Genomic DNA, 1268 nt, shown 5'->3' with positions numbered 1-1268 from the left:
ATCCAGGCATCGACGGAGATCGACCTGGAGGACACCGCGGTGGCGCGCAAGGAGTCCGGAGCATCGGATCGCGAGCTCGTCGGCCGGCTGGTCGACCAGGCCCGCGCCGAAGGACTGGACCTGGTCGGCGAGAACGGACTGCTGGGCCGGCTGACCAAGCTGGTGCTGGAGTCGGCGCTGGAAGGTGAGATCACCGACCACCTCGGCTACGGCAAGCACGAGCGAGCCGCCGGCGAGGCGGGCAACGCCCGCAACGGCACTCGCGCCAAGACCGTCCTCACCGACGTGGGACCGGTCGAGATCACCGTGCCGCGCGACCGCAACGGCAGCTTCGAGCCGAAGATCGTACGCAAGCGGCAGCGGCGGCTGTCCGGCGTCGATGAGATGGTCATCTCGCTGGCCGCCAAGGGCCTGACCACCGGGGAGATCTCCGCGCACCTGGCCGAGGTCTACGGCGCCGAAGTCTCCAAGCAGACCATCTCCACCATCACCGACAAGGTCATCGAGGGCATGACCGAGTGGCAGAACCGGCCGCTGGATCCGGTCTACCCGGTCATCTTCATCGACGCGATCCACGTGAAGATCCGCGATGGGCAGGTCGCCAACCGGCCGATCTACGTGGCGCTGGCGGTCACCGTCGACGGTGAGCGCGACATCCTGGGGCTGTGGGCCGGTGACGGCGGTGAGGGCGCCAAGTTCTGGCTGCACGTCCTGACGGAGATCAAGAACCGGGGCGTCGGTGATGCGTTGATGGTGGTCTGCGACGGGCTCAAGGGCCTGCCGGACGCGATCGGGGCGGTCTGGCCGCAGGCCGTCGTGCAGACGTGCGTGGTGCACCTGCTGCGCGCCTCGTTCCGGTACGCCGCCCGCCAGCACTGGGACGCCATCGCCAAGGCGCTGCGGCCGGTCTACACGGCGCCGACCGAGGCCGCCGCGCTGGAGCGGTTCTACGAGTTCGCCGAGGCCTGGGGCGGCCGGTATCCGGCGATCGTCAAGCTGTGGGAGAACGCCTGGGCCGAGTTCGTGCCCTTTCTGTCCTTCGATGCCGAGATCCGCCGGGTGATCTGCTCGACCAATGCGATCGAGTCGGTCAACTCCAGGATCCGGCGGGCGGTCAAGGCCCGCGGGCACTTCCCGAACGAGCAGGCCGCGCTCAAGTGCGTCTACATGGCGATCATGAGCCTGGACCCGACCGGCAAGGGCCGCAAGCGCTGGATCACGCGATGGAAGGCCGCGCTGAACGCCTTCGCCATCACCTTCGAAGGCCG

The 1268-nt window shown here is 68.6% G+C and carries 1 protein-coding gene; it reads left to right on the top strand.

Annotated elements, in window-relative coordinates:
- Nucleotides 1-24: 24 nt before the first annotated feature.
- Nucleotides 25-1268, top strand: a 1244-nt coding sequence (locus tag IEZ06_RS35800; protein ID WP_373293992.1) for an IS256 family transposase, incomplete at its 3' end; no start/stop codon positions are given.

It is taken from the genome of Planomonospora antibiotica (assembly GCF_014647955.1).
In the GTDB taxonomy this organism is placed as follows: Bacteria; Actinomycetota; Actinomycetes; order Streptosporangiales; family Streptosporangiaceae; genus Planomonospora; species Planomonospora parontospora.
Note: the sequence above shows the minus strand (reverse complement) of the source record. Positions and strands in the feature narration are given on the sequence as shown.